Genomic DNA, 11,934 nt, shown 5'->3' on the forward strand with positions numbered 1-11,934 from the left:
TTGCGTCAGTTCACGCGCGCGCAGCATATGCAGCGAGCTACCACAGGCAAAACGAGGCGCTGAAAGTCAAAAAGCCCGCATGGCTTGCGCGATGCGGGCTTTCAACAATGCTTTGGTTGCGGGGGTAGGATTTGAACCTACGACCTTCGGGTTATGAGCCCGACGAGCTGCCAGACTGCTCCACCCCGCGTCAGAGAAAAAAGATTATATAAGGTTACTAGCAAAACGTCAAACCTATGCGCGGAACATTTCTCGAACGACGTCGTCGCCATGAAATTCGAGCCTCGATAAACACGCATGAGCATGCGCCGTGAATCGCAAGACAAGCGACCCAGCCTCGCATTCCATGCATGGCGCAAGGCACTCAGCAAGTAGAATGTCGCCGACTTTGACCGGCGAGGCCCCGCTATAATCGGCCTTGCTCTTATCACGCACGCATCGGATATTTCGTGAAAATCGCCACCTGGAACGTCAACTCCCTCAAAGTCCGCCAGCAGCACGTGATCGACTGGCTCGCGAGCAGCGGCACCGACGTGCTGTGCCTGCAGGAACTGAAGCTCCCCGACGAAAAGTTTCCGCGCGCCGAACTCGAGGCGGTCGGCTATCGAAGCTGGTACGCGGGTCAGAAGACCTATAACGGTGTCGGCATTCTGGTGCGCGAAGGCCTGAACGTCGACGAAAGCAGCATCGTGCGCAACATCCCCGGTTTCGAGGATCCGCAGCAGCGCGTCATCGCGGCAACCGTCGACGGCGTGCGCATCATCTCCGCGTATTTTCCCAACGGCCAGGCGCCCGGCACCGACAAGTTCGCGTACAAGCTGCGCTGGCTCGACGCGCTGCACGACTGGCTCGCAACCGAGATGACACTGCATCCGAAGCTCGCGCTGCTCGGCGACTACAACATCGCGCCCGAAGATCGCGATGTGCACGACCCTAAGGCGTGGGAAGGCCAGAATCTGGTGTCGCCCGAGGAACGCGCCGCGTTCGTGCGGCTGATCGGCCTCGGTCTGCTCGACGCGTTCCGCCAGTTCGAGCAGCAGGAAAAGATCTATTCGTGGTGGGACTACCGGATGATGGCGTTCCGTCGCAACGCGGGACTGCGCATCGATCACATCCTGTTGTCGAAGGCGCTGTCCGACATCTGCAAGGCGTGCGACATCGACAAGGTGCCGCGCAAGTGGGATCAGCCGTCGGATCACGCGCCGGTGTTCGCGCAGCTCGGTTGATCCGCAACCCAGCCACGAAGCGAGGCGGTGCGGCCTCGCTTCCCTGGTGCTTCAAGCGCCGCCCAGCACACCCCACAAGAACTCGAACACCATCGCATCATGCTCGGCCTGCTCCAGTTCATCGGAGCCGCCGTGTCCGCCTTCCGTATTCTCCCGGTACCACACGTTCTGCGCGCCCAGCGCCTGCATGCGCGCGGCCATCTTGCGCGCGTGGCCGGGATGCACGCGATCGTCGGCGGTCGACGTCATGAATAGCACCGGCGGATACGCGACGCCCGCCGCGAGGTTGTGATACGGCGAATACGCGGCCAGCGCGCGCGCTTCATCGGGTTCATCCGGGTCGCCGTACTCGTCGATCCACGACGCGCCCGCGTGCAGCAGGTGATAGCGGCTCATATCGAGCAACGGCACCTCGCAGACGACTGCGCCGAATAGCTGCGGCCGCTGCACCATGCAGGCGGCCACCAGCAGACCGCCATTGCTGCCGCCCTGAATGCCGAGCTGCGCGGCGCTCGTCACGCCGCTCGTGATCAGAGCCTCGGCGACCGCGATGAAATCATCGAATGCGCGCTGGCGATGTTCGCCCTGCGCCGCCGTGTGCCAGCGCGTGCCGAATTCGCCGCCGCCGCGAATATGCGCGACCACGTATACGCCGCCACGTTCGAGCCAGCCGATGCCCTGCCCCGTCAAATAGCTCGGCAGCAGCGGAATCGCGAAGCCGCCGTAGCCGCTCAGCAGACACGGACGCGTCGGCTGTCTATCGCCCGGCGATGACGATGCTTCCTTAGACCCAATCACCGTGTACGGAATGCGCGTGCCATCGGCCGATACCGCGTGGCCGCGCGTCACGGCAACGCTCGTCGCGTCGAACTGCGTCGGCCAACGGTCGAGCAATTCCCATTCGCCGGGTTCGTCGCGCGCGAGATCGGAGAGCCAGTAGGCGGGCGGTTGCAGATAATCGTCGGTGTCGACGAACACTTCGTCGTTCAGCGTCGACTCGACCGGCGACACGTCCACTTGCGCGTCGCCGCGCAACGCGAACACACGCTCGCGCCAGTGCCACGTGCCGTCCTCGCGTTGCGACGGCGTCCAGATCAGCGTCTTGCCGCGCACGTCGTCGAGATACGACACGATCAGATGATGGCGCGTATGCGACCACTCGCAGGCCGAAGTCAGCGGCGTCGGCGTGAAGAGCGGCGTCACGTCGCGCTCGCCGCGCAGAAACGCGTCCTCGCGAATCGCGAGCAGCGCGCCGCCAGGATAGCGCGCGCGATTGCCGTCCCACTCGCATTCCCAGTCGAGGCGCGGCTCGAGCAGCAGCCAGCCCTGCCACGCCCCCACCGCGACGTGCGACGGTACCTCATAGCGATGCCAGGCATCGCTGGCACCGTCGAGGTAATAGGTGTGCGAATCGAAAAAGTCGACGCTGCTCGTCACCGTATGCCTGCGGTCGACCGGATCGTAATTCGCCTCGACGCCGATGTCGTCAAACTCGCCGCGAAACACGATCGGCGCGTCGGAGAGCGCGGTGCCGCGAGTCCAGCGCCGCACGTCGCGTGGATAACCGGAACGCGTCAGCGTCTTGCGCCCGTTGTCCCAGCCGACGTACAGCGTATCGCGATCGATCCACGACACCGTGTGCTTACCCGCCTTCGCAATCGCGAAACCATCATCGACGAAACCCCGCGCTTCGAGATCGAACTCGCGCACGACGAGCGCGTCCGAGCCGCCCGGCGACATCGTGATCAGCGCGCGATCGCCGTCCGGATAAAGGATGTCGAGATCGACGCACACCCACGGCTTGCCTTCGGCCGCACCGAGCGCGTCGAAGTCGAGCAGATTCTGCCACACCGGCGCGCCCGCGCGCCAAGCGGCCCACGCGGTGCGTCGCCAGATGCCGCGCGGATTGCGTTCGTCCTGCCACAGATCGTAGGCCCAATCCTTCCAGCGATCCGGAATCACCGGACGCTCGCGCGGCAGATACGCATCGGCGAGCCGGCGTCTGAGCGTGTCGAACGACGCGCCGCTGCACCACGCCGCACGTGTGCGCGCATTCTGCGCGTCGACCCATGCGAGTGCGTCAGTGTCGTATAGCTCTTCGAGCGACAGGAAAGGATCGGGGGAAAGCGGCCACTCGAACGGGGCGGGAGAAGCGGGAGAAGCTGGCATCGTTAGCTGTCGGATCGGAACAGCGTTGATTATGCCTTGTGCGCGAGGGTTGGCCGCCTGCCACGACGCGCGATGCAAAAACGACGAAGGCGGCCAGAGCCGCCCTCGCCTGCTTTGCAGGATCGCTCAATACGAACGCTCAAGGCTCGAGATTGAGCTCCTGAATCTTGCGCGTAATCGTATTGCGCCCAATACCGAGCCGCTCGGCCGCCTCGACCTTGCGGCCGCGCGTGAAGTCGAGCGCCTCGCGGATCACGGCCGCTTCGAAGCGGCGCGCGAGTTCGTCCATCACGTCGGCCGCGTTCTCGCGCAGCATGCGCGCGACTTCGGTGCGCAGGCCGCCTTCCCATGCGCTCAGCGCGGTGGCGACCGACGCACCCGCCGGATGCACGAGCGTGCTGGCGTTCGCGCCAGCAAGCGGCGCGCCGACCGTGAAGCCGGCATTGGTCGCCACGGCGCCATCCGTCGTCGCTCCCGCGGCGGCACCCGCACCGGGCTCGCTCCCGCCGCTGTGCGCGGGACCGAGATCGGGCGGCAGATCCTTGATTTCGATCGTCTGCGCGGGCGCCATCACCGTGAGCCAGTTCGCGAGGTTCTCGAGTTGCCGCACGTTGCCCGGAAACGGCAGCGACGCGAGATACGCGAGCGCCTCGTCGGACACGCGCTTCGGTTCGACGCCGAGATCGCGCGCGCTCTTCTGCAGGAAATGCCGCGTCAGCAGAGGAATGTCCTCGCTGCGCTCCCGCAATGCGGGCAAGCGCAGACGGATCACGTTCAGACGGTGATACAGATCCTCGCGAAACAGCCCCTGCCGCACGCGCGCTTCGAGATTCTGGTGCGTCGCCGCGATCACGCGCACATTCGCGCGCAGCGGATTGTGGCCGCCCACGCGATAGAACTGTCCGTCCGACAGCACGCGCAACAGACGGGTTTGCAGATCGAACGGCATGTCGCCGATTTCGTCGAGAAACAGCGTGCCGTTCTCGGCCTGTTCGAAGCGTCCCTGGCGCATCGCCTGCGCGCCGGTGAACGCCCCGCGCTCATGACCGAACAGCTCGGACTCCAGCAGATCCTTCGGAATCGCGGCCGTGTTCAACGCGATGAAGGGGCCGTTCGCGCGTGGGCTATGTCGGTGCAGCGCACGCGCGACCAGTTCCTTCCCGGTGCCTGATTCGCCCGTAATGAGCACGGTGGCCGCCGAATGCGACAGGCGACCGATCGCGCGAAACATGTCCTGCATCGCGGGCGCCTGGCCGAGCATCTCGGGCGCTTCGGCGACGCGGTCGTCCCATGTCTGCTCGCCGCGCATGCTTTCGTCGACCGCGCGACGAATCAATTCGACGGCCTTATCGATGTCGAACGGCTTCGCGAGATATTCGAACGCACCGCCCTGGAATGCGGCGACCGCGCTATCGAGATCCGAGAACGCGGTCATGATGATGACCGGCAAGCCCGGCACTTTGTCGCGTACGGTCTGCAGCAGCTCCAGCCCGGAGCCGCCGGGCATGCGGATATCGGAGACCAGCACCTGCGGGCTGTCGTGATCGAGCGCGGCCGACGCTTCGCGCACGTTCGCGAAGCTGCGCGTCGCGAAGTTCTCGCGCGCCAGCGCTTTCTCGAGCACCCAGCGAATTGATTGATCGTCGTCTACTATCCAGATCGGCTTCATAAGGTCGGTCTTGAGGTGCTTGGTGGTATCTAGAGATCGAGCGGCAGCAGAATCTGAAACTCGGTATGGCCCGGCCGGCTATCCACCTCGATCAGACCTTCGTGCTGCTGCACGAAAGTCTGCGCAAGCGTGAGACCGAGACCGCTGCCGTCCTCGCGCCCCGATACGAGCGGATAGAAAATGCGGTCGCGAATCTCTTCGGGAATGCCTGGGCCGTTGTCGACGATATGCAAGTCCAATGCCAGCTTGCACAGGCGTTTTGAAATCGTGACCTTGCGCGCGATGCGCGTACGTAACTCGATACGCGCATCGCCCTGCGAGATCCGCTCGCGCAACGCCTCGGCCGCATTGCGCACGATGTTCAGCAGCGCCTGGATCAGCTGCTCCTTGTCGCCGCGCAGATCCGGCACGCTGACGTCGTAGTCGCGCTCGATCGTCAGACCGCGGGGAAATTCCGCGAGAATCACCTGACGCACGCGCTCGCACACCTCGTGAATATTCACGTCGCCGACGATATGCGGATGCCGGTGCGGTTCGAGCAAGCGGTCGACCAGCGTCTGCAGGCGGTCCGATTCCTTGATGATGACCTGGGTGTACTCGCGCAACTCGTCGCGTTGACGCTCCCCGAGTTCGAACTCGAGCAACTGCGCGGCGCCGCGAATGCCGCCGAGCGGATTCTTGATTTCGTGCGCAAGATTGCGGATCAGATGCTTGTTGACCGCCGTCAGGTCGTTGATGCGCTCTTCGCGGTCGGTGCGCAGATGCCGCTCGTTCTCGAACAGTTCGAGCAACACGTAGTCCTGCGCGCTTTCCAGAAAGCCGACGATCGCATGCACGTGCAGCGGCTCGTGGCCGGGACGCTCTAGCACGGCGTCCAGATGCGTCGCGTGAAAACGGTGCGCGGCGATCGCGGTGATCGTCGCGACCAGTTCGTCCGCATTCGAGAAGATGTCCGGCCACGCCATCTGCGTGAGTTGCTTGCGCGACATCTCCAGCATCGATTCCGCCGACGGATTCGCGAACGCGACGCGCAGCGTGCGCTTCTCGAGCACCAGCACGACGGTGGGCAACGCCTCGAAACCCGGCAGCAAGCCAGAGCTCACGAGCTGAACGTCATCCGACAGCGTCTGTTCGTGTCCTTTCCTTGCCTTGATCAGATTCTTGAGAACCATCTTGCAGTGTGGCCGGTAGGAGATGGTGGTAAATCAGGAGTGTGGCCTGTGGGTGATTCGTCGAATTGCGTGTTGACCGCGCGCGGCCGGCCGTGCGTACGGTTTAACGAAAAAGGGACGGCGCCGCCGTCCCTTCGTGACCGATCGCGAGCGTCGGGCAAAGCGCTTCGCCGCGTGAAGGGCGAAGCGCCATGGCCGCTTACAGCGAGTAGTACATTTCGAATTCGATCGGGTGCACCGACTGACGATAGCGTTGCAGCTCGCCCGTCTTCAGTTCGATGTACGCGTCGAGCATCGAATCCGTGAACACGCCACCGCGCGTCAGGAACTCGCGGTCCGCGTCGAGTGCGTCGAGAGCCTGGTCGAGGCCGGCGCACACGGTCGGGATCTTTGCATCCTCTTCCGGCGGCAGGTCGTACAGGTTCTTGTCGGCAGCTTCGCCCGGGTGAATCTTGTTCTGCACGCCGTCCAGACCCGCCATCATCAGCGCGGAGAAGCACAGGTACGGATTCGCCAGCGGATCCGGGAAGCGCGTTTCGATACGGCGGCCCTTCGGGTTCGACACGTGCGGAATACGGATCGATGCCGAACGGTTGCGAGCCGAGTAAGCCAGCTTGACCGGCGCTTCGAAGTGCGGCACGAGACGCTTGTACGAGTTCGTACCCGGGTTCGTGATCGCGTTCAGCGCGCGAGCGTGCTTGATGATGCCGCCGATGTAGAACAGCGCGAATTCCGACAGACCTGCGTAACCATTGCCCGCGAACAGGTTCTGGCCGTCCTTCCAGATCGACTGGTGAACGTGCATGCCCGAGCCGTTATCGCCGACGACCGGCTTCGGCATGAACGTCGCCGTCTTGCCGTACGTGTGCGCGACGTTGTGGATGATGTACTTCATCTGCTGCAGCCAGTCCGCGCGCTGCACGAGCGTCGAGAACTTGGTGCCGATTTCGTTCTGGCCCTGGCCCGCCACTTCGTGGTGGTGCACTTCGACCGGAATGCCGATCTGTTCGAGCAGCAGACACATTTCCGAGCGGATGTCCTGGAACGTGTCGACCGGCGCGACCGGGAAGTAGCCGCCCTTGGTGCCCGGACGGTGACCGGTGTTGCCGCCTTCGAATTCCTTCGCCGACGACCACGGTGCTTCTTCCGAGCCGATCTTGATGAAGCAGCCCGACTGGTCCGTGTTCCACTGCACCGAGTCGAAAATGAAGAATTCCGGTTCCGGACCGAAGAAGGCCGTGTCGCCGAGGCCCGAGCTCTTCAGGTACGCTTCGGCGCGCTTCGCGAGCGAGCGCGGGTCGCGCTCGTAGCCCTTGCCGTCAGCCGGTTCGACGACGTCGCAAGTCAGCACGAGGGTCGATTCTTCGAAGAACGGGTCGATGAAGGCCGTGTTCGCGTCCGGGACCAGCAACATGTCCGATGCTTCGATGCCCTTCCAGCCGGCAATCGACGAACCGTCAAACGCATGGCCGCTTTCGAACTTGTCTTCATCGAATGCCGACACCGGCACCGAAACGTGTTGCTCCTTGCCACGGGTGTCGGTGAAACGGAAGTCGACAAACTTGACGTCTTCGTCTTTGACGAGTTGAACGACGTCGGCCACGGATTTACTCATAACCTATCTCCTGATTAACAATTTCGGCGGAATTCAGCCGCCGCCCAATCTAGCTGACCCGTCCCGGAACGTCCACATATACGGCGTCGCAGGCGGAAAATTCTGCGGGACCAATCGATCGGCACCAATAAAGCAGATAGTGTGCCACCTCTGGGCCCACACTGAGCCAATTCGGCGCGAATCCTTACTGCGCTTACGTGTGCGGGCTACGCCTGGAGCGCGGGCGGCGCCACGAAGAAACGCCCGAACATCCGTGCGCACCAGTTTTGTGCATTCACCGCTTTGGAAAACACGTTATCTTCCATTTTGGTGCATTCAGGTGAAATTGCACCACATTTGCGCATCGAGGTTGGGACAGCGCCCACCGACTGCCCGACGACACCCAGTCTACCCAGGTCTGCGCGGTGCCTGCCGCGCGCTAGAATGATCATTTGGTCCGAAGGAGATTGACGCTCATGAGCACGCTCGAACAGCTTTACGCGAAGGCGGACGCCCGTCGCGCCGAGAACCAGTTGCCCTACGCGGGCGCGGTATCGCCGGCCGAGGCGTTCGAACTGCTGGAACTCGATCCGCGCACCCGTCTCGTCGACGTGCGTACCCGCGCCGAACTCGACTGGGTCGGCCGGCCGGTGATCGGTGATGGCCAATACGCGCATGTCGAATGGACGCGCTATCCGGGCGCGGTGCCCAATCAGGAGTTCATGCAGCAACTCGCGCAGGTCGCCTCGCCCGACACGCCAGTGCTGTTCCTGTGCCGCAGCGCCGCGCGCTCGAAGCTCGCCGCGATCGCCGCGACCCAGGCCGGCTTCACGAAGGCGTACGACCTGCTGGAAGGCTTCGAAGGCGACAAGGACGGCCAGGGGCATCGGAAGACGGTGTCGGGATGGTGTTTTCACGGCTTGCCGTGGATCGGCGCCTGACGGCGGTCGGCGCACTGCCCTCGCATGCGCAAGCCCCGTCGCACGGGGCTGAGGCAGGCCAATCAAAACGGGACGCGCCGACCACGCATTGATTGCATCGTCGGCGCGGGTTGTGACACTGGGATGTCGCGGCCCGCGCCAACCCAACCCTCCGGCGCGAACCGCTGCCAGCCGCTCAGCTTCGCAGCTTACCGGTGGCGGCTGCCGCCGCGGCCGCTACTTCAGGCTCGACGATATCGCCACCGAGCAGATGCACCCCCTCGCGCAGCTTCACGAACGCCGCGGCGACGGCTTCCGGTTCACCCTTCACACCGAGATCGATGTGATGCCGCGCATACACACCACCGCGCTCCGCATCCCCGACGCTCGGCAGGCTGAACACCCGCACGCCCGGAAAATCGCGCTCGATTTTCTCCATCAGCGGCGTCACGCGTGACTCCGGCAGCTCGAACACCAGCAGCGACTTTTCAGCGTGAGGCGTGGTGTGATGCAGATGCGCGTACTGCGTGTCGAGCACCCACTCGATCATCGGCCAGGCCATCACCGGGAAACCCGGCACGAAATGGTGCTGGCGGATCGAAAAGCCCGGAATCTTGTTGTAGCCGTTCGGAATGATGTCCGCGCCCTGCGGATAGGTGCCCATGTTCAGGCGATGCCGGTTCTCGGGCGAGTTCAGATCGAGCGGCGTCGTCGAAGTCGCCGGATACATGTCGCGGATGCGCTCCTGGATCAGCTTCGCCGCCTCCGGATGCAGTTCGAGGGGCACGCCGAGTGCGGCCGCCGCGCACTGGCGCGTGTGGTCGTCAGGTGTCGCGCCGATGCCGCCCGTCGAGAAAACGATGTCGCCCGACGCGAACGTGCGACGCAGCGTCGCCGTGATGCGCTCCGGATCGTCGCCGATGTACTCCGCCCAGCCGAGCGACAGCCCGCGCGCCCGGAGCAACTCGATGACCTTCGGTAGATGCTTGTCGACGCGCCTGCCCGACAGGATTTCATCGCCGATGATGATGACGCCAAATGCCATTGCCGCCTCTTTCGTTTGGATCAGTAGGGAATCGGCGCGACCTCGCGCGCGCCGCCAGACGCTTCCGCCCGCATCCGCTGCAGCGCGCGTAGGCAGTAGTTGCCGAACCATAGCGCCGAGAACACGAGGATGAACGCGTAAATCCAGATCGTCACCGTCGTAATCACCGGGAACAGCACGATCAGCCATACAGACGACGCCCATAGCAGCGTCGGCAGCGAACCTAGCAGGCCGCTCACGACACCGATCAGCAGCAACGGCAACCGATGGCGCCGCACGAGTTCGCGCCGCTCGTCGGGCGTCGCATGCAACGCGAGCGCGTCGTAGGTCATCACGCGATACGTGAGCCAACCCCACAGCAGCGGCGGAATCAGCGCGAAGAACGGCGGCACGAGCCACAGCGGCAACGTGACGATCAGCAGGACGAGACACAGCAGCGTGGTCGAGAGCGCCTGACCGAGGCTACCGTACCATGTTCCGCCGCGTCGTATCTCCAGCCCGGCGAACTGGCGCGCCGCGAGAAAGCGGATCACGGCCGGCATCGACAGCATGGCGATCAGCAGCAGCACCGTGACGACGATCAACGGGATCGCCATCGCAATCACGATGAACGGCGCGATGACCGCGTGTAGCGTCGAAAAACCGAGCACGTCGAACAGATGATAAAGCGTGGCGGTGAAAGACCACTCGTCGAGCCAGGTGCGGGTCGCGCCGGTCAGCGTCTGCCAGAAAAACCACAGCAGTAATCCCCAGCCGACCGTCGCGACGATAAACGGTTTGAAGGTCAGCCAGAGCATGCGCGGATGCAACGCGCTTGCGAGTGCGCGCCCAAACGAGCGCAACAGATCATTCATGCGAGCCAATGCCTGCGTACGAAACGATGGACGGGAAAAACGCGCCGCGCCGGCCTGGCATGCTGGGGCACTGGAGGCGCGCACGAACGTGCACAGCATAAACCAAGGGACCCGCCGCCGGCGCAAGTGGGCGGGGCGGCGGACGCGTGCACGAATGGATGCGCAATGGGCTCAGAATGGATTCTGAATGAACTCTGAATGAACTCAAACGGCGGCGGTGTCGTTGCGGGTTGCGCGGCGCTTCGATACGAGGCGATGCGCGATGCGCACGAAGGCGAACCAGTGCTGCGTCCAGAAGCCATCGCCATAGCGGCGGCCTTCGAGCTGATCGCTGATACCGGTCGGCTCCATGTCGCGGCTCCACGACACGCTGCGGAACAGCATGTCCCACCACGGGAACAGCACGCCGAAATTGCAGCCGTACTTGAGCCCTTCATGACCCAAGCCAATCGCGTGGTGACGGCGATGGAATGTCGGACTGACGAGCAGCCGCTCGCCGAGCCAGCCGTAATACAGGCGGATGTTCGCATGCTGCACGCTTTGCGCGAGGTTCGTGACCGCGACTAGCACGACGAACTGCGACGGCGGCACACCGATCGCGAGCGAGATCACCGCGAAGAACGACGCCTGCAGCAAATCGTCGAGCAGATGGTTACGATCGTCGGACCACAGCGACATCTGCCGCTGACTATGGTGTACCGCATGCAGTTCCCACCACACGCCGAAGCGGTGCTGCCCGCGGTGATACCAGTACCCGGCGAAATCGAGCACCAGTAGATACATGACGAACGTGACGAGCGGCTGCGTGGTCACGCCAGGCCACAGGTTGTCGAAGTTCAGGTTCGCGATGCCGTGAAGCCGGAGCCAACCTTGCACGTTGTCGAAGAATGGCTGCAGTGCGAAGAAAAAGAACAGGTTCAGAATGCCGAGCTTTGCGATCCAGGTGTACAGCACGTCGACGCGCACTGCCTTGCGGTTTTCCCATTGCTCGACCGGGCGCAGCGCCTCGAGCGGACGCAGGATCGCGTACATCGCGAGCACCTCGAGCACACCGACGATGACCCAGTACAGGCTGTCGTAGGTGTCCTCGTCGTAGTCCATCAGATTGAACCGGAACAGCAGCGGCTGTACCACGTCGACGTACAGCCACGTCTGCGTGGCTGAAACGAAGCTGTCGAGTGTGGAGAAAATCAGATGGAACATTGTGCTGGCCTGTTACTTCATTCTTGATGGCTCGTGGCGCCCGGGCTCTGCTCTGTTGCTCTCAGGCACCCGCTGAGACCCC

At 63.6% G+C, this 11,934-nt stretch carries 9 protein-coding genes and 1 tRNA gene; 2 read left to right on the top strand and 8 right to left on the bottom strand.

Going from position 1 to position 11,934, the window contains the following annotated elements; all coding sequences use genetic code 11:
- Positions 1-113 precede the first annotated feature (113 nt).
- Positions 114-190: transfer RNA gene (locus GCT19_RS03720), tRNA-Met, on the bottom strand.
- Between the two features lie 259 nt (positions 191-449).
- Here GCT19_RS03720 and xth point away from each other — a divergent pair.
- Complete coding sequence (gene xth / locus GCT19_RS03725; RefSeq protein WP_018435401.1) at positions 450-1,226, top strand: exodeoxyribonuclease III; 777 nt, start codon at positions 450-452, stop codon at positions 1,224-1,226.
- Positions 1,227-1,277: 51 nt separating this feature from the next.
- On the opposite strand, the gene GCT19_RS03730 is transcribed toward xth, so the two are convergent.
- From GCT19_RS03730 to glnA, 4 genes are all read right to left on the bottom strand, one after another.
- Positions 1,278-3,395, bottom strand: a complete 2,118-nt coding sequence (locus GCT19_RS03730) for a prolyl oligopeptidase family serine peptidase (RefSeq protein WP_152851034.1) — start codon at positions 3,393-3,395, stop codon at positions 1,278-1,280.
- Between the two features lie 139 nt (positions 3,396-3,534).
- Positions 3,535-5,064, bottom strand: a complete 1,530-nt coding sequence (gene ntrC / locus GCT19_RS03735) for a nitrogen regulation protein NR(I) (RefSeq protein ID WP_013089838.1) — start codon at positions 5,062-5,064, stop codon at positions 3,535-3,537.
- 29 nt (positions 5,065-5,093) lie between these two features.
- On the bottom strand, positions 5,094-6,236 hold the full coding sequence (gene glnL, locus GCT19_RS03740; RefSeq protein ID WP_018435399.1) for a nitrogen regulation protein NR(II): 1,143 nt from the start codon (positions 6,234-6,236) through the stop codon (positions 5,094-5,096).
- A 199-nt stretch (positions 6,237-6,435) separates the two neighbouring features.
- The gene (gene glnA / locus GCT19_RS03745) at positions 6,436-7,851 is read right to left on the bottom strand and encodes a type I glutamate--ammonia ligase (RefSeq protein WP_013089840.1); all 1,416 of its coding nucleotides are present in this window, start codon (positions 7,849-7,851) and stop codon (positions 6,436-6,438) included.
- Between the two features lie 455 nt (positions 7,852-8,306).
- Here glnA and GCT19_RS03750 point away from each other — a divergent pair, with 455 nt between their 5' ends.
- Entirely contained in the window at positions 8,307-8,771 is a 465-nt protein-coding gene (locus tag GCT19_RS03750) for a rhodanese-like domain-containing protein (protein ID WP_018435397.1), read from the top strand.
- A gap of 175 nt (positions 8,772-8,946) precedes the next feature.
- Here the strand turns inward: GCT19_RS03750 and GCT19_RS03755 are convergent, their stop codons facing one another.
- The 3 genes from GCT19_RS03755 to GCT19_RS03765 all read right to left on the bottom strand — a co-directional run bounded on the left by GCT19_RS03755 (position 8,947) and on the right by GCT19_RS03765 (position 11,852).
- Positions 8,947-9,795 (bottom strand): competence/damage-inducible protein A, encoded by an 849-nt coding sequence (locus GCT19_RS03755; protein ID WP_152851035.1) that lies wholly within the window; start codon positions 9,793-9,795, stop codon positions 8,947-8,949.
- A gap of 20 nt (positions 9,796-9,815) precedes the next feature.
- The gene (locus tag GCT19_RS03760) at positions 9,816-10,649 is read right to left on the bottom strand and encodes an EI24 domain-containing protein (RefSeq protein WP_018435395.1); all 834 of its coding nucleotides are present in this window, start codon (positions 10,647-10,649) and stop codon (positions 9,816-9,818) included.
- A gap of 204 nt (positions 10,650-10,853) precedes the next feature.
- Positions 10,854-11,852 (bottom strand): sterol desaturase family protein, encoded by a 999-nt coding sequence (locus tag GCT19_RS03765; protein WP_018435394.1) that lies wholly within the window; start codon positions 11,850-11,852, stop codon positions 10,854-10,856.
- Between the last annotated feature and the right edge of the window lie 82 nt (positions 11,853-11,934).

Origin of the sequence: Paraburkholderia atlantica (assembly GCF_009362785.1) — a bacterium.
Taxonomy (GTDB): Bacteria; Pseudomonadota; Gammaproteobacteria; order Burkholderiales; family Burkholderiaceae; genus Paraburkholderia; species Paraburkholderia atlantica.

Excerpts from the sequence above, each read along its gene's own strand:
- GCT19_RS03750 (WP_018435397.1), top strand. The coding sequence starts at position 8,307 with ATGAGCACGCTCGAACAGCTTTACGCGAAGGCGGACGCCCGTCGCGCC.
- GCT19_RS03755 (WP_152851035.1), bottom strand. The coding sequence starts at position 9,795 with ATGGCATTTGGCGTCATCATCATCGGCGATGAAATCCTGTCGGGCAGG.
- GCT19_RS03765 (WP_018435394.1), bottom strand. The coding sequence starts at position 11,852 with ATGTTCCATCTGATTTTCTCCACACTCGACAGCTTCGTTTCAGCCACG.
- glnL (WP_018435399.1), bottom strand. The coding sequence starts at position 6,236 with ATGGTTCTCAAGAATCTGATCAAGGCAAGGAAAGGACACGAACAGACG.
- GCT19_RS03730 (WP_152851034.1), bottom strand. The coding sequence starts at position 3,395 with ATGCCAGCTTCTCCCGCTTCTCCCGCCCCGTTCGAGTGGCCGCTTTCC.
- ntrC (WP_013089838.1), bottom strand. The coding sequence starts at position 5,064 with ATGAAGCCGATCTGGATAGTAGACGACGATCAATCAATTCGCTGGGTG.
- glnA (WP_013089840.1), bottom strand. The coding sequence starts at position 7,851 with ATGAGTAAATCCGTGGCCGACGTCGTTCAACTCGTCAAAGACGAAGAC.
- GCT19_RS03760 (WP_018435395.1), bottom strand. The coding sequence starts at position 10,649 with ATGAATGATCTGTTGCGCTCGTTTGGGCGCGCACTCGCAAGCGCGTTG.